The organism is Allobosea sp. (assembly GCF_048595345.1).
Classification (GTDB): Bacteria; Pseudomonadota; Alphaproteobacteria; order Rhizobiales; family Beijerinckiaceae; genus Allobosea.
The window spans coordinates 1-19,437 of sequence record NZ_JBMDWH010000014.1 but is presented as its reverse complement, the minus strand read 5'-3'; the positions used below and the strand labels follow the sequence as shown (position 1 = coordinate 19,437).

Sequence of the window (19,437 nt, the reverse complement as noted above, 5' to 3'; positions counted from 1 at the left end):
CTTACCGGGCGATTGCGGCGAATTCTTCGGCGGCCTGCTTCTGCGCCGCCTCGTCACGCTCGAAGGCGTCGCGCCCGGCCTGAGCCGCGCGGGCCTTCACCTGCTCGACCTCGCCGGCAAGGTCGATGCCGCGCAGGAGCACCAGCCGGTCCCGCAGGGTGGCCTCGACCAGAGCCGGCATCGCGCCGAGCTGCTGCTCGAAATCGTCGATCTGGCGGCGGGCGGCGACGTAATCGGGCAGCTCCGCCGGCTGGTCGATCTCGGCCAGGTTGAGGCTCTGCGCGAAATAGGCCGGCGGCAGATCGGTCCTGACGCGCAGATTGGCCTCGCGATACTGCATGATCGCGGCATCCTTGGCGGCGCGCAGCTGGCCGAGCCGTGTGTCGTAGAGATCGCGCGCCTTCTGCGCCTTGGCCTTGAGCCCCTGGAGCTTGGAGAGTTCGAGCCGGCAATCCTCCCGGAACCCGTCGAGCTGGCTGCGCAGCGCCTCCAGTTCGGGCAGGAGCTCGACATCCAGCCGGCGCCGCTCTTCCTCGACCGCGTCCCAGCGCTGGCGCCAGCGCCGGAAGGCGGCGGCGTGGCCGGGATAGCTGCCGAAGGCGCTGTAGCCCTTGGTCGCCGCCACGAAGGCCACGATGCAGCCGATGATGACGAGCGCGACCGATTTCAGATCGTAAATCGCGAAGGGACTCTCGAGCAGGCGCGGCATCACCTGCACCGAACGGGCGTCGGGATTGGCGATCAGCATCTCGCGGTAGTGCCCGACGGCGAGGTTGAACAGCACGATCAGGGCGATCATCCCGGCGTAGGCCGGCAGCGCCCAGAACAGATGCGAACTGCGGACATGCTGGCAGTAGCGTGCCGGCCCCACCCCCATGAAGAAACCGAGCGCGATGTTCAGCGCCGAGATGATCACCGCCGTCGCCGCGCCGCCGACCAAGCCGAAATCGCTCGCCTCGGCGAAGAAGTTGCCGTTGAGCAGGCTTTCGATCACCAGCGGCACGACGAGGAAGAACAGGATGAACTGCCATTTGTCGAGCTTCGGGTCGGAGCGGCGCTTGTTCTCGTAATTGAAGAAGGCGTATTCGCGCTTGGCCCGCAGCGCGTCGTAGATGCGCTGCTCGAGCTCGCTGCCATGCTTGTTGAGCGCGGCCCGCATGCTGGCTTCGACGCCGCGCACGCGCCCTTCGAAGCGCTGCTGGGTGAACAGCTCCCGCCGCCCGATCACCTCGGCCTGGAGGGCGTTCAGCGCGGACGCCGCCTCCTGCCGGATCGCGGCATAATGCTCGCGGGCCCGCGCGATCAGCGTCTGCTCGGTCTGCGAGAGCATGGTGGCATGGGCAGCCGGCTGGTTCTCCACCGCATCGGCCGCGCCATGATGCCCCGCCTTGACCGCCTCGGCCAGATGATGGGCGCTGAGCGACTGCGTGGGCCCCGCCGGGCGCTCTGTCTCATTCGGCATGGGCGGCCCGGTTCAGGAAGTGGCGAGCCGCGACGATGTCGGCCCAGAAGTCGCGAAAGCCCGGATAGGCGGGCTTCAGATAAGCCCGCTCGAACCAGATCGTCATGGCCACGAGGCCGGCCGTGGCCAGAAACGGCAGAGCAAGGTCGAAGAGCCCGGCCGGTTGCGCCCCGGCGAACCGCCAGCTCGTGACCAGCAGCGCCGCCACACTGGCGAGCGCCAGCACGGCGAGAACCCGGTGCCGGCCGATATCATAGGCGAGCTGAAGCCCCGCGGTCGCGAACGTCACCGCCAGGGCAGCCGTCAGCTCCAGCACGGCAAGGCCCGCGAGCCCGGCCGCAAGCCCGGCCGCGATGCCGGTGGGGGAGGCCGGGAGCAAAGCTGTCCAGACCGTGCGGCCCGCAGCCCAGCCCAACCGCAGGCACAGGAGGAACACGGCCGCGACGAGCAGCGCCGGCAGCGGGGCGGGCCGGCGCATGCGCCAGACCATGATCGCGAGCCGCGCGGCATGGGTTTGCAGGATGAGGCCGAGCGTCGCGCGGCCGAAGGCCGACAGCATGCGCCGAAGCTTGTCGAAGAGGATCCGCAACCGGCCGGCCATGAGAGCGAGGGTTAACGCTTTCCCAAGACCGGTCAAGCCCGGCTTGCCCCTGGACCATCGCGCCTCCGAACGCACGCGGTCACGAGGCTCCAGGATCGTGCTGGAGCATCGGATTTTCCGAAAAATGGAATCCACTTTTCGGTCCGATGCGAAAAAGGCCACGGCCCGGGCTCTGCGTCGATGCGGCTTGTCTTATCCGCCGGTTACGCTCATATGCCGGCCGACGGCCGGTTTCGACTGGCGCCGGTCGATGATGAAATCATGGCCCTTGGGCTTGCGCGCGATCGCCTCGTCCATGGCCTGGAAAAGCGCCGTATCGTCCATGGAGCCGCGCACGGCGGCGCGCAGATCGGCCGCGTCCTCCTGGCCGAGACACATATAGAGCGTGCCGGTGCAGGTCAGCCGCACGCGGTTGCAGCTCTCGCAGAAATTATGCGTGAGCGGGGTAATGAAGCCGACGAGACCGCCGGTTTCCTTCACCCTGACATACCGGGCCGGCCCGCCGGTGCGGTAAGGGTCGTCGATCAGCGTGTAGCGATCCATCAGACGGCTGCGGACGACGGAGAGCGGCAGATACTGGTCGACCCGGCCGGCCTCGATTTCGCCCATCGGCATCACCTCGATCAGCGTCAGATCCATGCCGAGCCCATGCGACCACAGCATCAGCTGCTCGATTTCGTCGTCGTTGACGCCCTTCAACGCCACCGCATTGATCTTGACCCGCATGCCGACCCGGCGCGCGGCTGCGATGCCGTCGAGAACCACCTTGAGGTCGCCGCGCCGTGTGATCTCGCGGAATTTGTCGGGATCGAGCGTATCCAGCGAGACATTGATGCGCTTCACCCCGTAATCGGCCAGCTCCTGCGCATATTTGGAGAGAAGCGAGCCGTTGGTGGTGAGTGTCAGCTCCTCAAGCGCGCCGGTCTCGAGGTGCCGGGACAGCGTGCGGAACAGCTGCATGATATCGCGCCGCACCAGCGGCTCGCCCCCGGTCAAACGCAGCTTGCGCGTGCCGCGCGCCACGAAGGCGCTGGCGATGCGGTCGAGCTCCTCGAGTGTCAGCAACTCCTGGCGCGGCAGGAACTGCATATGTTCGGACATGCAGTAGACGCAGCGGAAATCGCAGCGATCCGTCACCGAGATCCGCAAGTAGGAGATCTTCCGGCCGAAGGGGTCGATCAGGGGGGCCCGCGTCAGCGGCTTCAAATCCTGGAGCAGCACGGCCTGTCTCGACTCCGATGCGCCGGGGCGCTGCCATGCTGCGCCACGTGCTAGGGATGTGTTAGCCAGACAATTGGCATCGATGCCGGCAAGGTCAAGCGCATGGCCGCCGTGCGTCCGGAGAGAAAAGAGCACGATCATGTCATCCTGGCCGACCGAGTTGCGCCTCGCCAAGGATCGCCGCAGCCTTCACGTCACCTTCGACGATGGCGCCCGCTTCGCGCTGCCCGCCGAGCTGCTGCGGGTCGAAAGCCCCTCGGCCGAGGTTCAGGGCCATCACCCCAGCCAGAAGACGATCGTCGCGGGAAAGGCCGCCGTCGAGATCCTCAAGGTCGAGCCCGTGGGCCATTACGCCGTGAAGCTGACCTTCGACGACATGCACGATACCGGCCTCTACGCCTGGGACTATCTGCGCGAGCTCGGAGAGCATGGCATCGAGAAGATGGCCGCCTATGAGGCCGCTCTGGCCGAAAAGGGCCTGTCCCGCGAGCGTCGCTGACCGCACAGTTCGCCGCCCGGGGGCGCCGGGCAGGCCGGTGGGCGCGGAACCATTGGCCTGCCTGCCTGTTTGGGGTCTGCCGGGTGGCTGACCCCAGGAGGGCTTTATGGACAGCATCATTTATCTCGTCGGTCTCGTCGTGGTCGTTCTCGCGATCCTTTCCTTCCTCGGCCTGCGCTAGGAGACGGCGATGTCCATGACCGGAACCGACGTCGTCGTCGCCCCTGTGACCGTCAACAAGCCCACCACGGGCTATGTGCAGTGGGGCGCCATCTTCGCAGGCGCGATCATCGCGACCGCGATCTCCACCATTCTTACCGTGTTCGGCTCGGCCCTCGGGCTGTCGCTGGTTTCGGCCGATTTCAGCCGCAGCAGCAGCGGCACCGCTCTGGCGATCGCGCTCGCGCTGTGGACCCTCTGGGTCACGGTATCGGCCTCGATGGCGGGCGGCTATATCGCCGGCCGCATGACCCAGCCGGTGCTCGATTCCACCGCCGATGAGCGCAAGGTTCGCGACGGCGCCCATGGCCTCGTCGTCTGGGCCACCGGAACCCTGCTGGTGGTGTTCCTGACCACCTCGTCGCTGTTCGGTGCGGCGCGCACGGCCGCCAACGGCATCGCTTCCGCCGGCTCGGGCGTCGTCTCGCTCGTGTCCTCGCAGGCCGATCAGATGGGCCTGGCGCTGGACAACGTCACCCGCGCCTCCGGCCAGGCTCCCGTCACGGCCGAGGAACGCGATCAGGCTTCGCGCATCTTCGTCAACGCGCTGGCCAATGGCCGGCTGGAGCAGGGCGACCGCGACTATCTCGCCTCGCGCCTCGCGGCCCGTGCGAACATCAGCGAGCAGGACGCCCAGAAGCGCATCGACGATGCCTATGCCAAGCTGAACCAGGCCAAGGAAACCGCCAAGCAGGCCGCCGAGAAGGCCCGCAAGATCGCAATCCTCGCAGCCTTCCTCACGGCCGCCGGACTGCTGGTCAGCGGTGCCGCCGCCTGGTGGGCCGCCGGCATGGGCGGCCAGCACCGCGACGAGGAAATGACCCGCAATCCGCTGGTCTGATCCTCTCCGGAGCAATCGACAGGACAACGAGGCCGGCGGTTCACCGCCGGCCTTTTGTTGTGGCGCTGGCGTTTTCGGTGGGCGACCCAAGCTATGGTTAGACCTCGATGGCAGCCGAAAGCGCGAGCTTTGCATCAGGGATGACGGGCTCTGTCATCGCCAGGCTTCTCCCGATCATTTCAGGTCTTTGGCGGTCTCGGGCGGCGTTCAGCGGGCGCTTTGGGCATGCTGAGCTTTTCGCGGGATCACTCCGTGCTCCGGGGCTTGCTCCGCATCGATCGAAGCTTGCCGGCACGCTCCCATTGTCCTAGGGCCGGCGCCGCTTCACGGCTGATCCGGAAGACGCTCTGGCTCGATGCGGCCTCAGGACACTCAAAGGCTTGGCGCAAGGACCCGACGAGCGAACCGAACCAGTTCTGCGTCTCGGGTCTGTCGCTGCGCCAAAGAAGACAGCAGGGCTCCGCAAATTTGGGGAAGGGCGGTAGCAAGCGCATGGCTATGACGGGCCTGCCGGAGTGATCCACCAACCAAAGAAAAAGGCCGGCGAAACCGCCGGCCTTTCGAGCAGAGTGAACGTGGGAGCGCTCAGCGCGCGACCACGACCCGGGTGCCGACCTTGGCGCGGTCGTACAGGTCGATGACGTCCTCGTTGAGCATGCGGATGCAGCCGGAGGAAACGGCCTGGCCGATCGTCTCGGGCTCGTTCGAGCCATGGATGCGATAGAGGGTCGAGCCGAGATAGAGCGCGCGGGCACCCATCGGATTGTCCGGGCCACCAGCCATGTGGCGCGGCAGGTCGGGGCGACGCTTCAGCATCTGCGAAGGCGGGGTCCAGCTCGGCCACTCGGCCTTGCGGGTGATGGCATGCGAGCCGGCCCAGTCGAATCCCGGACGGCCGACGCCGACGCCGTAACGAACGGCCTTGCCGTCGGCCAGCACGTAGTAGAGGCGCCGCTCATTGGTATCGACCACGATGGTGCCGGGGCGGTGCTTGGTCGGGTAATCGACGATCTCGCGCGGGATGGTCGTGGCCTGCGGCTTCGACGGATCGATGATCTGGACCAGAGGCTGGCGGGTCAGCGGATCGATCTCGGCGCGGGCGGCGGAGCCGAGCGCAAGAAGGCCAAGGCCGGCGAGCATGGCCAGACGGATGGAGCGGGTCATCGATGAACCTCAGAGGGTCGGGAAAGGCGCTGGACACGAAGCTGACACGGAATGGTCAACGTCTCCTCAACGTCCTGTCAGACCGAAACGTTCCTCGCAATCGCGGCGCCATCACAACGCCGGGAGCGGCTCGGCTTTGCCGCCGTTCGTTGCCGCCATGCAACAAGGCGGCTCAGCTCCGCAGCACCACGCAGGCGCCCCGATCGGCCTGGATGCGCCGGCACAGCGCAGCCGCCTCGGCCCGGTTCGCGGCGGGCAGCCGCACGCGATAGAAGGCGCGAGTGCCGCGGCTGCGCAGCCGCGTGCCGATCACCATGGGCTGAAGCGCGCCGATGACGCCGGCATGCCGGACCGCCGTACGCCTGAAGGTGGCGAGCGCCCGCGCTTTCGAAAAATTGCCGGCGAGTTGCACGCCCCAGGGCGCGAATGGCGCCTCTGCGATCGCGGGCAGGGCAGGGCGGTTGCGCCGGATCGCGGCCAGCGTCGTCGCACAGGACGCCTGCGCATCGCTCAAGGCCGGAGCAGCAGTCGCGGTCGCGCCTGTCTCCACGGCGAGGGGCTGCGCCTCCTGCGCCCAATCATCGGCGCTGAAGCCGGTGATGACGAAGACGTAATTCTCGGTCTCGGTGGGCAGGAACCGACTCTGTCCCGCCTTGCGAGCGGCGAGCCAGCCTGCGACGCGGTTCGGCCCGCCATTATAGGCCGCGGCGGCGAGGCCCCAATTGCCGAAGCGCCCTTTCAGCTCGGCGAGGAACTGCGCCGCCTTCGGCACGGCCTGCTCGGGGTCGAACGGATCGGTGAGGCCGCGCTCTCGCGCCGTGCCCGGCATGAACTGCGCCACGCCCTGCGCGCCGGCGGGGCTGGTCACGCCCGGCCGAAAGCTCGATTCCTGGAAGATCAGCCGCGTGAGAAAGGCAGATGGCACCTCATGAGCCCGCGCCGCCTCGTCGATCATCCGGCAGAGCGCGTCCTGAATGCCGGAGGATGGGGTGGCCGCATCGGCGGGCGGCATGGCAGGCGGCGTTGCCGCGGCCGGCTCTTGCGGTGAGCCCGCGACGGGCGCGATCAGCGCAAAAGCCAGCAGCAGCGCGGCGCCGGCGCGCGCAAGTCGCGCGACACTCGGGCAAGGCGAGGGCAATCCCATGCCCGTCTCTTGCCATGCCCGCATCGGTGCGGCCAGCGCTGGCACGAGGGAGGGACTATTCACGCCGGCGCGCATCTGGCGGCGGGGCCGCTTCCATGCGAAGAGGCGCGCCGGGGGCGCCCTCAAACCACCGCGCAAGGAGCCGAAGGCCGCATGGCCAAGAGCTGGATCGTCTGGAGCCGTTGGTTCGTGCTCGCTGCCGCCTTGTTCGCCGGCATCCTCTTCGCCTTCATTGCGGCGCTCGACCCGTTCGGCCTGCGCGTCGGGGTCGGGTCGCAGCCGCGGCCGATCATGGATATCAACCAGCGCTTCATGTACCCGCAGCTCGTCCGCTCCGGCGTCTTCGATGCGGCGGTGCTGGGCACCTCGACGATGCGGCTGGTCGATCCGCGGGCGTTGTCGCGGGATCTGGGCGCCCGCTTCGTCAATCTGGCGATGAACGCCGCCACACCCTGGGAGCAGACCCAGACGGCGCAGCTCTTCCGCGCGCATGCCCCTGCTCCGCGCTGGCTGGTCTGGGGGCTCGACCAGACCTGGTGCGAGCCGGACGCCACGGACCCGGCGAAATGGCGCACGCCCCGGCCGGTGCCGGGCTGGTTCTCGCGCGAGGTGCGCTGGCGGGACTGGCCGGCGCTGCTGAACCTGACCAATCTCGAAATCGCCGGGCGCTTGCTCGCCTATCGCCTCGGCTATGCCCGCGAGCGCATTCGCGGAGACGGCTACGAGGTCTTCACCCCGCCGGAAAACACCTACGATCTCGCCCGCGCCCGGCTTCATCTCTATCCCGGCAGCGCGGGGCAGCCGCAGCCGCACGCTGCGAGCCCGGCCGAGGCGGTCTCCGACGCCGAGCGGCGGGCCTGGCGCTTTCCCGCCTTGGGCTGGCTGGCACAGGCGCTCGGGCAATACCCTCCCGCGACCCGGATCCTGCTGGTGCTGCCGCCCTCGCATGTCACCGCCTATCCAGCGCCGGGGAGCGTCGCCGGCCAGCGCTATGAAGCCTGCAAGCAGGCGATCGCCGCCATCGCGCGCCAGCGCGGCGGCATTCTGGTCGATTACGCGCATGCTTCGCCCGTCACGAGCGATGACTCGCATTACTGGGACCCGCTGCATTTCCGCCTGCCGATAGCGCAGCGTGTCGAGCGGGAGCTGGCGCGCGTTGCGACGGGCGGCGCTCCGCTGGGGGACGGCGCGGCCCTGTTGTCGCTGCCCTGAACGAGCCAGACCGCTGCCGCCCTCCGATGATGAAGGGGCGGCTAACCGGTTCTCCTCGTGCTGCACCCAACGGTTTTTCGCCGTCGGCTTGACTGAGATCAATGCTCCTTGCGGCGGTTCTGGCAGGATCAGCCTTGCAACGGGCGGTTCCCCCGACCCGGTTGTGGCAAACTTGGACCGGGCTTGGGCGAGCCCGGTTCTTTTTGTTTCCGGGCCGGTGACTCTCCTGCGGCGGCGCGACGATCGCTTCCGTCATCTCGCGTCGCAGGAGGAACGTTCGCCGTCGCGGCACGTTTCCCGCCCGGGCACATGCCCGGTAGAGGATTTCCCGATGAGAACCAGCTTCGTCTTCGGCGTTTCGGCCGTGATTCTGCTTGGCGGCGTCGCCATGGCCCAGCCGGCCCCGCCCGCTCCGCCTCGCGCTCCCGGCGCCGAGATGCCTCCGCCGCCCCCTCCCGGTCCGGGCCCGCGCCACGACATGGCTCCGCCGCCGCCGCCGAAAGGCGCGCATTTCAAGCTGCGGATCGACGAGCAGCGCGTCGACGTTAAATGCGCCGATGACGAGCCGATGAAGGCCTGTGCCGATATCGCGATGCAGATGGCCGACCGGGTCTTCGGCCCGCGCAGCGCGCCGGCTCCGCGGCCCTGACGCTTCCGACCATCAAAGCCGGGCGGAGCGGTCCGCCCGGCAGCGGCGTCCGAAAGCCAGCTTGCCGCTGCAAACCGTATAGTCGTGGCAAACCGGGGAAGATGGTGGGCGATACAGGGATCGAACCTGTGACCCCTCCCGTGTGAAGGGAGTGCTCTACCGCTGAGCTAATCGCCCGGACGCGCCTCTCCTAGTCGCCGCGCCCGGCTGCGTCAAGGACGCATGCGAGGCCTCAACAGGCGATCGCGTCCGGCGCCAGCACGCGGGCGACGGCTGCAGGCAGCTCGTCGAAATGCTGGATGACGCAATCGGGCTGCAGGCTTTCGATCGGCACGTCGGTATAGCCGAAGGGCACGCAGATCGAGGGAATGCCGGCTGCGCGCGCGGTCAGGATATCGGTTTTCGAATCGCCGATCATCACCGCCCGGCGCGGATCGCCCTTGGCCTGCTCGATCGTCAGCGTCAGATGGCGCGGGTCGGGCTTGAACACCGGGAAGCTGTCCCTTCCCGCCACGGCCGCGAAACGGCCGGTGATCCCGAAATACTCCAGGATCAGGCGGGTGTGACGGATCGGCTTGTTCGTGCAGACGGCGAAGATGTGCCCTTCCTGCGCGAGGCGGTCCATGGCCGAGAGAACGCCGTCGAACAGATAGCTGCCCGAGGCGGCATCCTCAGCATAGATGTCCAGGAAATCCTCGAAGAGCCGGTCGAGCGTCGCGGTATCCAGCGCCCGGCCCGAAACCTTGAAGCCGCGCTCGATCAGGGCCCGCGCCCCGGCGCCGACCAGTTCGCGCGCCCGCTCCAGCGGCAGCGCGGAAAGATTTTCGCGGGCGAGAATGACGTTCAGCACGCGCATGATGTCGGGAGCGGTTTCCGCCAGCGTGCCGTCGAGATCGAAGACGACGATCGGGGGCAGGCTCATGCGCGCGGGCTCCTTCGCGCGTGATTCGCGCTGGTCGCGCGACTGTGAAGGGCGGGCGGGCGCCTTGGCAAGCGCCGTACGCGGCGCGCGCCTCCCTTGCCGCCGATGATGCTATCCTTGCCTCGATTCGTCGCCGCGCGACCGGGAACCAGAACGATGCCGCATCCGTCCTTTTCGTCGCTTCGCAGCCCCGGCTGGATCGCAGGGGCCTGGTTCACCCTCGCGGTTGCCGGCCCTGCCGTGGCCGGCGCTTTCGATTTCGCGCCCGCGCCGCAGACCGATCTCAACCGTGTCTACCGCATCGATCGCGCATCCGGCGAGGTCGGTGCCTGTCAGTTCCAGCTCAAGGAAGGCGGTGTCGGCGTCACCATCTGCTTCCCCTCGGGGGAGGGCGCAGGCCCGCAGCCGGCCGGGGAATATTCGCTGATGCCGTCGCGCCATGAGCGCGAGGGCGGGATTTTCCGCGTCAATCTGCGCACCGGTGAGATGAGCATCTGCTACGTCTTCGACGACAAGACGGTGTGTACCCCGCAGGCCAAGTAGCCGCAGCGGGAAGGCTGGGCTGGACTCGCGCGGGCGGGCACGGCAGGAGAGCGCGGGCCGATCGAGCCTGGGGCCTGCCGGCCCAGGCCAACAGCGCGGGGCGAGCCATGACCGCAGACGAGTTGAAGAAGCAGGCCGCCGCGCGCGCGCTAGAACTGGTGCGACCCGGAATGAAACTCGGCCTCGGCACGGGCTCGACGGCCAAGCACTTCGTGGATCTGCTGGGCGCCCGCGTCGTCGCCGGGCTCGACGTGATCTGCGTCGCGACCTCCGAGGCGACGCAGGCGCAGGCGCTCTCGCTGAACATCCCGATGTCGACGCTGGACGACACGCCGGAGCTCGACCTCACCATCGACGGCGCGGACGAGACCGACCCGCAGCTGCGCCTGATCAAGGGCGGCGGAGCCGCGCTGCTGCGCGAGAAGATCGTGGCCGCCGCCTCCGCCCGCATGATCGTGATCGCCGATGACGGCAAGCTGGTCGAGCGGCTCGGGCGCTTTCCCTTGCCGATCGAGGTCGTGCCCTTCGGGCTCGAGGCGACGCGCCGCGCCGTGGCCGAGGCGGTCGGCGCCGCCGGCGCGGCCGGTGAACTGATCCTGAGGCGCGATGCCGCTGGAGCCCCGGTCGTCACCGACGGCGGCCATCTCCTGCTCGATGCCCATCTGGGCGCGATCGCGCGGCCCGAATTGCTGGCGCAGGCGCTGAATGCGGTGCCGGGGGTCGTCGAGCACGGCCTGTTCATCGGCCTTGCGAGCGGCGCCATCCTCGCCGGGCCGGGCGGGCTCAAGCTTCTCGGCGCGATCGAATGATTCCCTTCCGGCGCGATCCGGGCTAAGGAACGCGCCGACCAAGCGGCGGCCCTGCCTGGGCCTGTTATGCCGGCCGCCCGTTCCGTGATCGATGTAAGGATGTCTGACGCATGATCCGCCGCTCCCTCGCCAGCGCCGTCCTCGGCCTGTCGCTGCTCTGCGCCGCTCCGGCCTTCGCGCAGGCGCCGGCCATCGCGCCGACCCATCTGCAGGCCGCCCGCGAGATCATGGACATCACCGGCGTCACCTCCAGCATCGAGGGAATTTACCGGCAGTTCGAGGAGAACACCCAGCAGCTGCTGACCACGCGTCCCGAGGCGGCCAAGGACGCCAAGGCGGTGATCGAGGAACTGCGTCCCGAGGCGCAGAAGCGCTCCGACGAGATGATCCGCAACGCGGCTGAGATCTTCGCCAAGAAGCTGACCGAGGCGGACCTCAAGGAGGCCGCAACCTTCTTCAAGTCTCCGGTCGGCCAGCGCTATCTCAAGCTGCGCTCGGACGCGATGAACGAGGTCTTCGACCTGATGCAGCCCTGGAGCGTGCAGACCAGCAACTATCTGTTCGACCGCTTCTCGCAGGAAATGCGCAAGCGCGGCCACCAGCTCTGACGGGGGCGAACACACGGATCTGACCGGCCGGCGAGCGATCGCCGGCCTTTTTCGTTGCGGCGCAGGCGTGTGGCGTCGCGCCAATGGATGGCGGAGGATGCGATGGCGCAAGACAGGGTGCTGGTGACGGGCGGCTCGGGCTTTCTCGCAGGGCACTGCATCCTGTCGCTGTTGCAGGCCGGCTACCGCGTTCGCACGACATTGCGGAAGCCCGCGGGAGAAGCCGCGCTGCGTCAGGCGCTGGCGGGAGCCGGCATCGACGCCGGGGACCGGCTGGAGATCGCGATCTGCGATCTGATGGACGATGCGGGCTGGGACGCCGCCGCTGCCGGCTGCACGCATGTCCTGCACGTCGCTTCGCCCCTGCCGGCCGCAGCGCCGAAGGACGAGGACCGGCTGATCAGGCCCGCCCGCGAAGGCGCCTTGCGCGTGCTGAGGGCGGCGCATCGCTCGGGCGTCCGGCGCGTCGTCCTCACCTCCTCCTTCGCCGCCATCGGTTACGGGCGGGCGGTCGCGCGGCCCTATGACGAGCGCGACTGGACCGACACCGCAGCATCGGGCCTCGCCGCCTATCCGAAATCCAAGACGCTGGCCGAACGCGCGGCCTGGGATTTCGTCGATGGCGAGGGGCAAGGGTTGGAACTCGCCGTCGTCAACCCGGTAGGCATCTTCGGCCCGCTGCTGGGGCCGGATCTCTCCGCCTCGATCCTGCTGGTGCAGGCGATGCTGAACGGCAAGCTGAAGGCGCTGCCGCGGCTGATGTTCGGCGTGGTCGATGTGCGGGACGTCGCCGACCTGCATCTGCGCGCCATGACCGACCCGGCTGCCGAGGGCGAGCGCTTCCTCGCAACGGCGGGAGACTTCCTGACGATGCAGCAGATCGCGCAGGCGCTGAAGGACGGGCTCGGCGAGCGCGCGGAGCGGGTTTCGACGCGGGTCCTGCCGGACTGGTTCATCCGCCTCGCAGGCCGCTTCAGCGCGGCCGCCCGTCAGGCCGCGACGCCTGAGCTCGGCCGCCGCAAGACGGCGACCAGCGCCAAGGCGCTTGCCATGCTGGGGTGGCAGCCGCGCCCGGCCGCGGAAGCGCTGGTGGCGACGGGCGAGAGCCTGTTCCGGCTCGGTCTCGTCAGTCCTCCGAGGCCTTGAAGCGGTTCAGCCCCTTCATCGCGAAGGGCGCGACCAGCGCGATGAAGGCGATGCCGAGCAGCGTGGCCGAGATCGGGTTCTCGAGCAGGATCATCGGGTCGCCCAAGCTGATCTGCAGGGCCCGCCTGAGCTGCGCCTCCGCCATCGGCCCCAGGATCAGCCCCACCACCATCGGCGCGACGGGGTAGTCGTAACGCCGCATCAGATAGCCGATGAAGCCGAAGGCGAAGAGCATGGTGAGCTCGACCGGCGAGCCGTTGACCGCGAGCGTGCCCATCGTCGCGAAGACGAGGATGCCGGCATAGAGCCAGGGCTGCGGAATCGCGAGCAGCCGCACCCACAGCCCGACCAGCGGCAGGTTGAGGATCACCAGCATGACGTTGGCGATGAACAGCGAGGCGATGAGGCCCCAGACCAGATCCGGCTTCTCGGCGAAGAGCAGCGGGCCAGGGTTCAGCCCGTATTGCTGGAAGCCGGCGAGCATGATCGCGGCCGTCGCCGAGGTCGGCAGGCCGAGCGTCAGCAGCGGCACCAGCGTGCCGGCGGCCGAGGCGTTGTTCGCGGCCTCCGGGCCGGCCACCCCCTCGATCGCGCCCTTGCCGAACTCGTCAGGATATTTGCAGAGCTTCTTTTCGGTCGAATAGCTGAGGAAGGTCGGCACCTCGGCGCCGCCGGCCGGCAGCGCGCCGATCGGGAAACCGAAGGCGGTGCCCCGCAGCCAGGGCGCCCAGGAGCGCTTCCAGTCCTCCTTCGTCATCCAAAGCGAGCCCTTGATCGGAATGATCTCCTCCGGATCGCGGAAGCGCTTCGACGCGACGTAAAACGCTTCGCCCACCGCGAACAGGCCGACCGCGAGCGTCGTCACCTCCACGCCGTTTAGCAGTTCCGGCACGCCGAAAGTAAGCCGCGCCTGCCCGGTCAGCTTGTCGATTCCGATGAGGCCGAGCGCGATGCCCAGGAACAGGCTCGTCAGGCCCCGCAGCGGCGAGTCGCCGAAGGTGGCGGAGACCGTCACGAAGGCGACGATCATCAGCGCGAAATAATCCCACGGGCCGAACTTCACCGCGATTTCGACGAGCCATGGCGCGAGGAAGGCGAGGCCGATCGTGGCGATGAGGCCGGCGAAGAACGAGCCGATGGCGGCGGTGGCCAGTGCCGGCCCGCCGCGCCCGGCCTTGGCCATCTTCGAGCCCTCGAGCGCGGTCGCGAGCGATGCGCTCTCGCCCGGGGCATTGAGCAGGATCGCGGTGGTCGAGCCGCCATACATGCCGCCGTAATAGATGCCCGCGAACATGATCAGCGAGCCGCCCGGATCGAGCTTGAAGGTCACCGGCAGGAGCAGCGCCACGGTCAGCGCCGGGCCGATTCCGGGCAGAACGCCGACAGCCGTGCCGAGGAACACGCCGATCAGGCAGAACAGCAGCTTCGAGGGCTCGAGCGCGACGTTGAAGCCGTGAAGAAGGGAAAGAAGCGTATCCATGATGCGGCCCCGCCTCTCAGAGGAACAGGCGCTCGAGCGGACCCGCGGGCAGGATCAGCGTCAGGAGCTTGGCGAAGACGAGGAAGATGACGAGGCCCATCACGAAGCCGATGCCAAAATCGACCGCGAAGGCGCGCCGGCCCATGCCGCGCGCCGTGCAGGCAAACAGCATGGCGATGGCGAGGATGAACCCACCGCCCAGCCCGATGCAGGCGATCAGGAACACCAGGCCGCCGGCGATCCAGAGCAGCGCGCCGCTATCGGCCGCTTCCGGCGCCGGCAGCCCGCCACGGAAGGCCGTGACGAAATGGGCGAGGCCGAGGATCACCAGCCCCGTCGCGACCACATAAGGCATGGCGGTGGGGCCGATGCCGTAGGTCGAAACGATGGTCTGCTGCGAGGCGTCGTAACCGACCAGGAAGGCGACCACCAGCAGCAGCAGGCCGACGATCAGGGCCGGCTTGTCGGCGCCTCGCGCGGGGGATGGGTTCGGCATGGCGTTCCTCGGGAGAGGGGCCCTGTCGGCGTGACGCGCGACGGGGCCTGCAGATGCGAAAGGGGCCGGTCGCCCGGCCCCGTCCTGTCGGTTTGGGCTGGCTTACTTCACCAGCCCGACTTCGGTCATCACCTTGGAGACGCGCTCGATCTCACCCTTGAGGAAGGTGTCGAAGGCGGCGCCGGTCAGCAGCGAATCGTCCCAGCCGCGGGCCTTCAGGATTTCCTGCCATTCCTTGGACTTGGCCATCTTCTCGACGGTGTCGATCAGCGCCTTGGTCTGCTCGGGGCTCAGGCCCGGAGGGGCGACGACCGAACGCCAGTTCAGCAGCTCCAGATCGATGCCCTGCTCCTTGAGCGTCGGCGCGTCGGGCGCGTTCTCGAGGCGCTTGGGCGAGGTCACCGCGAGCACGCGCAGCTTGCCGGCCTTGATCTGGCCTTCGAACTCGCCATAGCCCGAAACGCCGACCGTGACACGCCCGCCGAGCATCGCCGCGAGGGCCTCGCCGCCGCCCGAGAACGGGATGTAGTTGATCTTCTTGGGATCGGCGCCGACCGTCTGCGCGAACAGCGCGGCCAGGATGTGGTCGGTGCCGCCGGCCGAGCCGCCGGCCCAGGTCACCTTGGCCGGGTCAGCCTTCAGCCGGTCGGCGAGATCCTTGGCGGTCTTCAGCGGCGACTCGGTCGGCACCACGATCACCTCGGCCTCGGCGGTGAGGCGGGCGATCGGCGTCACCTGGGTGAGGTTGACCGGAGATTTGTTGAGCAGGATCGCGCCGACCATGACGAACCCGTTGACCATCAGCTGGTCGGCCTGGCCCTTGGCGCCGATCAGCTGCGCGAGGCCGATGGTGCCGCCCGCGCCGGTCACGTTGTTGACCTGGACGCTCTTCACGATTCCGGCTGAGGTCAGGGCCTGCTGCATGGAGCGGGCCGTGCCGTCCCAGCCGCCGCCGGGCGCTGCAGGCGCCATGATCTTGAGTTCGTTGACCTGCGCAAAAGCGGCGGTGGACAGAGCCGCCAGCGCCACGGCTGCCATGGCACCGCGCTTCAACATGGATGTCAGCATGCGATCCTCCCGGATTGGACGGCTGTGCCGCCACTTTAAAACGTTCTTATCGCGTCAGAGGCACCACGTCGAAGCGGGCGTCAATTGCATGAGATTACATAAACTGAAGCACTAATCGCGCACCTTCGCTGCCGCGACACAGGTCGTAAGCCTTTGGTCGAATTGCGCGCGCTTTCGAACGGGCGGGCTCGCGATGCGCGCCGCTCCACTGGCGAAGCGCCGTGCGATCGCGTAATCGCAGCCCCATGGACGCATCTTCGTCATCGGTCGGGACGCCGGCCCCCTCCGCGCAACCGCGTTCCGCGCCCTGGATCGCCCTCGGCTACGGGCTTCTGGCTGCAACGCCGCTGGCGACGTGGCTCGCAAACCGCTCTGCTCCGCTGCTCCTGGCCCTCGCCGCCGGCTGCTTCGTCGCAGCCGCCTTGATCGATGGTCGGCCCGCCGAGCTGTCCGGCCGGCTGCGCCGCATGATGGCGACGCCGATCGGCATCGCCATCGGCGCCTTCCTTTTATGGTCCCTGATCTCCGTCGTCTGGAGCCACCGGCCAGTCGCCTCTCTGCGGGACCTCGGCGAATTTAGCCTCCCGATCGCCTGCGCGGCCGCCATCGCCGCGAGCGGGCGCTTCCACCCGCCCTTGCCCTGGCTCAGGGCCCTCGCCATTGCGACGATCCTCGCCTGCCTGCTCTGCGTCATCGAACTGGCATCCGGCCTGTCGCAGCGCGCCGCGCTCGGCCTCGGCAAACTCATGGCCTTCGTCTTCAACAGGCCGGCGATCACCGCGCTGGTCCTCGCGATTCCGCTGGTGCATGGCCTGTGGAACGCCGCCGGGCGCCGCGCTTCCGACCGGGTGCTGGCCGTTATGGTCGTCCTGGCTGTGATCGCGCTGGCTCTGCGTTCGGAGAGTGCCTCGGCGCGGCTGGGGCTGGCGGTGGGCGCTTCGTGCTGGCTCGCCGCGTCGTTCTGGCCGCGGGTTGCGCGCTGGGTTGTCGGCATCGGCTTCGTCGCGACGCTCACGCTCGCGCCGATTCTCGGCATGCTCGCGCAGGACTACATGCCCGCGACGCTCCTCAAGCGCCTGCCGCCAATGACCGGGCAGGCGCGCATCGACATCTGGCAGAGCTTCGGCGAGGCCGCGCGGGCCAGGCCGCTTATCGGCGCCGGCTTCGGGACCTCGCCGACGCTGGACCAGAATCCCGTCGCGGCGTTGGTGTCGCCCGAGCGGCGCGCCCTGCTGGCGGTCGGCCATCCGCACGACATGCCGCTTCAGACCTGGGTCGAGACCGGCGCGGTCGGCGCGCTCCTGATCGGCATCGCCGGCCTGCTGCTGCTGGCGCGCCTCGGCCGTCTTCCGCCGCGCGAGGCGGCGCCGCGCCTGGCCCTCTTCGCAGCCGCCTTCGCCATTTCCGTTGTGGGTCATGGCGCCTGGCAGGGCTGGTGGCTCGCCGTGCTCGGCGGCGCGGCGCTCTGGTTTTCCGCTCGGCAGGAGCGGCAAGGAGATCGACATGGCTGATTTCGACGTCGACCTTTTCGTCATCGGCGCCGGCTCCGGCGGCACGCGCGCGGCGCGGATCGCCTCCGGCCACGGTGCCCGGGTGATGATCGCCGAGGAGGACCGCATCGGCGGCACCTGCGTGATCCGCGGCTGCGTGCCCAAGAAGCTGTTCGTCTATGCCAGCCGCTTCGCCGAGGATTTCGAGGATGCGGCCGGCTTCGGCTGGACCCTGCCTGGGGAGCCGCGCTTCGACTGGCCGACCTTGCGCGATGCCGTGGCCAACGAGGTGACGCGCCTGTCCGGCCTTTACCGGAAGGGACTCGAAGGCGCCAAGGTCCAGATCCGCGAGGAGAGGGCGGTCGTCGAGGGCCCGCACGAGATGCGACTTCAGACGAGCGGGGAACTCGTCCGCGCCCGGCACATTCTCGTCGCCACCGGCGGCTGGCCGACCTTCGATCCGCCGATCCCCGGCGGCGAGCTCGGCATCTCCTCCAACGACGTCTTCCATCTGCCTGAGCTGCCCCGGCGCATGCTGGTCGTGGGCGGCGGCTATATCGCGCTGGAATTCGCCAGCCTCTTCGCGAGGCTCGGCGTGGCGGTGACGCTGCTGCATCGCGGCGACAACGTCCTGCGCGGCTTCGACGAGGATGTGCGCACCCGCCTGCGCGACGCGCTGACGGAAGCCGGCATCACCCTTCGCCTCGGCTGCACCGTCGAGCGCATCGAGGAGCTGCCGGGCGGCGCGCGCCGCGCCCATTGTGCCCATGGCGACCCGATCGAGGCCGAGGTGGTGCTCGTCGCGACGGGCCGGCGCCCCCATACCCGGGGGCTGGGCCTGGAGGCGGCCGGCGTGAAGCTGGGCCCGGTCGGCGAGATCATCGTCGATGAGGCCTCCGCCAGTTCGGTGCCGTCGATCCATGCGGTCGGCGACGTCACCAACCGCGTGAACCTGACGCCCGTCGCGATCCGCGAGGGGCAGGCCTTCGCCGACAGCGTCTTCGGTGGGAGGCCCTGGACGGTCCGTCACGATCTGGTCGCTTCGGCCGTGTTCACGACGCCGGAGATCGGCTCGGTCGGGCTCAGCGAGGCGCAGGCGTTGGCTGCGGGTCATGAGCTGCGGGTGTTCGAATCCGCTTTCCGCCCCATGAAGGCGACGATCTCCGGCCGGCAGGAGCGCATTTACATGAAGCTGATCGTCGATGCGGCGACCGACAAGGTGCTGGGCGTCCACATCCTCGGCCATGACGCCGGGGAGATCATCCAGGCCGTCGCCATCGCCGTGACGATGGGCGCGACCAAGGCCGATTTCGACCGCACCGTCGCGCTGCATCCCAGCGCGGCCGAGGAACTGGTGACGATGCGCACGCCGCGGGGCTGAGGCGGGACCGCTTCTAAGGCTGAACAGCGATGCCGAGCGTTTTGGCCGCTCGGGCGAGTTCGGCGTCGCGCGTGGCGAGGCCGCTGCCCGTGCGCAGAGCCAATTCGAGATAGGCGGCATCGTAGTTGGTGAGCCGATGCGCGCGCGCCAGTGTCAGGATGTCACACCAGGCTCGGTGGGAGGTTTCTGGATCGGTGATGATGAAGAGCTGCCCCAGCAGGTGCAAGCGGGCTGCCACCCCGGCCGGGGTCAGGCGATTTCGCTGCTCGGCTTGCAGCAGGATATTGCCTGCCTCGAGATGAAACAGGCTGGGCACCAGTGCCCCGCTGGTCCGAACCTCATCTGCGATGGCGTCTGTTGCTGGGGAGCCTCGTCCTCGAAGCACCATGCCAGCGCGATCGAGGCATCGATGACGAGCGTCACCGCCGCCCCTCGTCGCGCAAGGCCTGCCAGGACAAACCGCCCAGCGTCGAGCCCCGGCG

The 19,437-nt window shown here is 68.6% G+C and carries 20 protein-coding genes and 1 tRNA gene; 10 read left to right on the top strand and 11 right to left on the bottom strand.

Annotation, left to right across the window (positions count from 1 at the left end; genetic code table 11):
- Nucleotide 1: 1 nt before the first annotated feature.
- The 3 genes from ACOJTB_RS01780 to moaA form a co-directional block, all read right to left on the bottom strand.
- Nucleotides 2-1,462 carry a hypothetical protein gene (locus ACOJTB_RS01780; protein WP_420100799.1) on the bottom strand — a complete coding sequence of 487 codons (1,461 nt, stop codon included), beginning with the start codon at nt 1,460-1,462 and terminating at the stop codon, nt 2-4.
- The gene (locus tag ACOJTB_RS01775; protein WP_420100798.1) at nt 1,452-2,021 is read right to left on the bottom strand and encodes a hypothetical protein; all 570 of its coding nucleotides are present in this window, start codon (nt 2,019-2,021) and stop codon (nt 1,452-1,454) included. The genes ACOJTB_RS01780 and ACOJTB_RS01775 overlap by 11 nt, the downstream gene beginning before the upstream one ends.
- Nucleotides 2,022-2,255: 234 nt before the next feature.
- A complete protein-coding gene (gene moaA / locus ACOJTB_RS01770; protein ID WP_420100797.1) occupies nt 2,256-3,284 on the bottom strand; it encodes a GTP 3',8-cyclase MoaA in 1,029 nt (342 codons plus the stop codon).
- 139 nt (nt 3,285-3,423) lie between these two features.
- Here moaA and ACOJTB_RS01765 point away from each other — a divergent pair, with 139 nt between their 5' ends.
- Both ACOJTB_RS01765 and ACOJTB_RS01760 read left to right on the top strand, forming a co-directional pair.
- The gene (locus ACOJTB_RS01765; protein ID WP_420100796.1) at nt 3,424-3,783 is read left to right on the top strand and encodes a gamma-butyrobetaine hydroxylase family protein; all 360 of its coding nucleotides are present in this window, start codon (nt 3,424-3,426) and stop codon (nt 3,781-3,783) included.
- A gap of 196 nt (nt 3,784-3,979) precedes the next feature.
- Nucleotides 3,980-4,843, top strand: coding sequence for a hypothetical protein (locus ACOJTB_RS01760; protein ID WP_420100795.1), 864 nt, complete (start codon nt 3,980-3,982; stop codon nt 4,841-4,843).
- 585 nt (nt 4,844-5,428) lie between these two features.
- Here ACOJTB_RS01760 and ACOJTB_RS01755 read toward each other — a convergent pair.
- Nucleotides 5,429-6,007, bottom strand: coding sequence for a L,D-transpeptidase (locus ACOJTB_RS01755; protein ID WP_420100794.1), 579 nt, complete (start codon nt 6,005-6,007; stop codon nt 5,429-5,431).
- A gap of 172 nt (nt 6,008-6,179) precedes the next feature.
- Nucleotides 6,180-7,151 carry a lytic transglycosylase domain-containing protein gene (locus tag ACOJTB_RS01750; protein WP_420100793.1) on the bottom strand — a complete coding sequence of 324 codons (972 nt, stop codon included), beginning with the start codon at nt 7,149-7,151 and terminating at the stop codon, nt 6,180-6,182.
- A 153-nt stretch (nt 7,152-7,304) separates the two neighbouring features.
- Between ACOJTB_RS01750 and ACOJTB_RS01745 the strand changes: the two genes are divergently transcribed.
- A complete protein-coding gene (locus ACOJTB_RS01745; protein WP_420100792.1) occupies nt 7,305-8,363 on the top strand; it encodes a hypothetical protein in 1,059 nt (352 codons plus the stop codon).
- Nucleotides 8,364-8,694: 331 nt separating this feature from the next.
- Nucleotides 8,695-9,012 (top strand): hypothetical protein, encoded by a 318-nt coding sequence (locus ACOJTB_RS01740; protein ID WP_420100791.1) that lies wholly within the window; start codon nt 8,695-8,697, stop codon nt 9,010-9,012.
- Between the two features lie 102 nt (nt 9,013-9,114).
- Here ACOJTB_RS01740 and ACOJTB_RS01735 read toward each other — a convergent pair.
- A tRNA-Val gene (locus ACOJTB_RS01735) sits at nt 9,115-9,189 on the bottom strand.
- 55 nt (nt 9,190-9,244) lie between these two features.
- On the bottom strand, nt 9,245-9,934 hold the full coding sequence (locus ACOJTB_RS01730; RefSeq protein WP_420100790.1) for an HAD family hydrolase: 690 nt from the start codon (nt 9,932-9,934) through the stop codon (nt 9,245-9,247).
- Between the two features lie 156 nt (nt 9,935-10,090).
- Between ACOJTB_RS01730 and ACOJTB_RS01725 the strand changes: the two genes are divergently transcribed.
- The 4 genes from ACOJTB_RS01725 (at nt 10,091) to ACOJTB_RS01710 (ending at nt 13,040) form a co-directional block, all read left to right on the top strand.
- Complete coding sequence (locus ACOJTB_RS01725) at nt 10,091-10,477, top strand: hypothetical protein (RefSeq protein ID WP_420100789.1); 387 nt, start codon at nt 10,091-10,093, stop codon at nt 10,475-10,477.
- Between the two features lie 107 nt (nt 10,478-10,584).
- The gene (gene rpiA / locus ACOJTB_RS01720; RefSeq protein ID WP_420100788.1) at nt 10,585-11,286 is read left to right on the top strand and encodes a ribose-5-phosphate isomerase RpiA; all 702 of its coding nucleotides are present in this window, start codon (nt 10,585-10,587) and stop codon (nt 11,284-11,286) included.
- 110 nt (nt 11,287-11,396) lie between these two features.
- Entirely contained in the window at nt 11,397-11,894 is a 498-nt protein-coding gene (locus ACOJTB_RS01715; RefSeq protein WP_420100787.1) for a DUF2059 domain-containing protein, read from the top strand.
- Nucleotides 11,895-11,996: 102 nt separating this feature from the next.
- Nucleotides 11,997-13,040, top strand: a complete 1,044-nt coding sequence (locus ACOJTB_RS01710; protein WP_420100786.1) for an SDR family oxidoreductase — start codon at nt 11,997-11,999, stop codon at nt 13,038-13,040.
- Here the strand turns inward: ACOJTB_RS01710 and ACOJTB_RS01705 are convergent.
- From ACOJTB_RS01705 to ACOJTB_RS01695, 3 genes are all read right to left on the bottom strand, one after another.
- Nucleotides 13,021-14,520 (bottom strand): tripartite tricarboxylate transporter permease, encoded by a 1,500-nt coding sequence (locus ACOJTB_RS01705; protein WP_420100785.1) that lies wholly within the window; start codon nt 14,518-14,520, stop codon nt 13,021-13,023. The two genes, ACOJTB_RS01710 and ACOJTB_RS01705, sit on opposite strands and share 20 nt — an antisense overlap.
- Nucleotides 14,521-14,536: 16 nt before the next feature.
- Nucleotides 14,537-15,016: a tripartite tricarboxylate transporter TctB family protein gene (locus ACOJTB_RS01700; RefSeq protein ID WP_420100784.1), complete on the bottom strand. Its 480-nt coding sequence runs from the start codon at nt 15,014-15,016 to the stop codon at nt 14,537-14,539.
- A gap of 102 nt (nt 15,017-15,118) precedes the next feature.
- Complete coding sequence (locus ACOJTB_RS01695; protein WP_420100783.1) at nt 15,119-16,084, bottom strand: Bug family tripartite tricarboxylate transporter substrate binding protein; 966 nt, start codon at nt 16,082-16,084, stop codon at nt 15,119-15,121.
- A gap of 245 nt (nt 16,085-16,329) precedes the next feature.
- Between ACOJTB_RS01695 and ACOJTB_RS01690 the strand changes: the two genes are divergently transcribed.
- Together ACOJTB_RS01690 and gor are read left to right on the top strand one after the other, a co-directional pair.
- Nucleotides 16,330-17,595, top strand: a complete 1,266-nt coding sequence (locus ACOJTB_RS01690) for an O-antigen ligase family protein (protein WP_420100782.1) — start codon at nt 16,330-16,332, stop codon at nt 17,593-17,595.
- Nucleotides 17,588-18,955, top strand: a complete 1,368-nt coding sequence (gene gor, locus ACOJTB_RS01685) for a glutathione-disulfide reductase (protein WP_420100781.1) — start codon at nt 17,588-17,590, stop codon at nt 18,953-18,955. Before ACOJTB_RS01690 ends, gor begins: the two co-directional genes overlap by 8 nt.
- 13 nt (nt 18,956-18,968) lie before the next feature.
- Here the strand turns inward: gor and ACOJTB_RS01680 are convergent, their stop codons facing one another.
- Nucleotides 18,969-19,271 (bottom strand): type II toxin-antitoxin system VapC family toxin, encoded by a 303-nt coding sequence (locus tag ACOJTB_RS01680; RefSeq protein ID WP_420100780.1) that lies wholly within the window; start codon nt 19,269-19,271, stop codon nt 18,969-18,971.
- Nucleotides 19,272-19,437: the final 166 nt, after the last annotated feature.

Bases quoted from the DNA above. Each gene is read 5' to 3' on its own strand.
- ACOJTB_RS01780 (WP_420100799.1), bottom strand. From the start codon at position 1,462: ATGCCGAATGAGACAGAGCGCCCGGCGGGGCCCACGCAGTCGCTCAGC.
- ACOJTB_RS01775 (WP_420100798.1), bottom strand. From the start codon at position 2,021: ATGCTGTCGGCCTTCGGCCGCGCGACGCTCGGCCTCATCCTGCAAACC.
- ACOJTB_RS01765 (WP_420100796.1), top strand. From the start codon at position 3,424: ATGTCATCCTGGCCGACCGAGTTGCGCCTCGCCAAGGATCGCCGCAGC.
- ACOJTB_RS01760 (WP_420100795.1), top strand. From the start codon at position 3,980: ATGACCGGAACCGACGTCGTCGTCGCCCCTGTGACCGTCAACAAGCCC.
- ACOJTB_RS01755 (WP_420100794.1), bottom strand. From the start codon at position 6,007: ATGACCCGCTCCATCCGTCTGGCCATGCTCGCCGGCCTTGGCCTTCTT.
- ACOJTB_RS01750 (WP_420100793.1), bottom strand. From the start codon at position 7,151: ATGGGATTGCCCTCGCCTTGCCCGAGTGTCGCGCGACTTGCGCGCGCC.
- ACOJTB_RS01745 (WP_420100792.1), top strand. From the start codon at position 7,305: ATGGCCAAGAGCTGGATCGTCTGGAGCCGTTGGTTCGTGCTCGCTGCC.
- ACOJTB_RS01740 (WP_420100791.1), top strand. From the start codon at position 8,695: ATGAGAACCAGCTTCGTCTTCGGCGTTTCGGCCGTGATTCTGCTTGGC.
- ACOJTB_RS01730 (WP_420100790.1), bottom strand. From the start codon at position 9,934: ATGAGCCTGCCCCCGATCGTCGTCTTCGATCTCGACGGCACGCTGGCG.
- ACOJTB_RS01725 (WP_420100789.1), top strand. From the start codon at position 10,091: ATGCCGCATCCGTCCTTTTCGTCGCTTCGCAGCCCCGGCTGGATCGCA.
- rpiA (WP_420100788.1), top strand. From the start codon at position 10,585: ATGACCGCAGACGAGTTGAAGAAGCAGGCCGCCGCGCGCGCGCTAGAA.
- ACOJTB_RS01715 (WP_420100787.1), top strand. From the start codon at position 11,397: ATGATCCGCCGCTCCCTCGCCAGCGCCGTCCTCGGCCTGTCGCTGCTC.
- ACOJTB_RS01710 (WP_420100786.1), top strand. From the start codon at position 11,997: ATGGCGCAAGACAGGGTGCTGGTGACGGGCGGCTCGGGCTTTCTCGCA.
- ACOJTB_RS01705 (WP_420100785.1), bottom strand. From the start codon at position 14,520: ATGGATACGCTTCTTTCCCTTCTTCACGGCTTCAACGTCGCGCTCGAG.
- ACOJTB_RS01700 (WP_420100784.1), bottom strand. From the start codon at position 15,016: ATGCCGAACCCATCCCCCGCGCGAGGCGCCGACAAGCCGGCCCTGATC.
- ACOJTB_RS01695 (WP_420100783.1), bottom strand. From the start codon at position 16,084: ATGCTGACATCCATGTTGAAGCGCGGTGCCATGGCAGCCGTGGCGCTG.
- ACOJTB_RS01690 (WP_420100782.1), top strand. From the start codon at position 16,330: ATGGACGCATCTTCGTCATCGGTCGGGACGCCGGCCCCCTCCGCGCAA.
- gor (WP_420100781.1), top strand. From the start codon at position 17,588: ATGGCTGATTTCGACGTCGACCTTTTCGTCATCGGCGCCGGCTCCGGC.